General features: G+C 59.9%; 1 pseudogene. It reads left to right on the forward strand.

Annotation, left to right across the window (positions count from 1 at the left end):
- Nucleotides 1-379, forward strand: a pseudogene (locus tag HX817_RS31475) (type IV secretion protein Rhs); the annotation flags it as partial.

The following is a 379-nucleotide window of genomic DNA, read 5'->3' on the forward strand; positions in this document are numbered from 1 at the left end:
CTCGTAAGAAAAACCCTGCCCGACCGCAGCATTGTCGATTACACCTACGACCGCCTCGGCAATCTCCTCAGCGTCGACGACGGTCATTGGCCGCTGCATTACGAATACGACCTGCAAAACCGCCTCACCGCCGAACACCAGGGCTGGGGCACGTTGCGCTATGGATACGACGAATGCGGCCAACTCGAAAAACTACGCCTTCCGGATAACAACCGCCTCACCTTTCACCACGACAAAGGCGGCGACCTCGCCACCGTCGAACTCAACGGTAACCTGCTCACCTCGCACCTGTTCAAATCCGGCCGCGAACATCAGCGCCAGCAAGGCCAACTCCTCAGCCACTACCACTATGACGACCAGGGCCGCCTGCACGCCCACG

Origin of the sequence: Pseudomonas sp. C6002 (genome assembly GCF_013385805.1) — a bacterium.
Lineage (GTDB): Bacteria > Pseudomonadota > Gammaproteobacteria > Pseudomonadales > Pseudomonadaceae > Aquipseudomonas.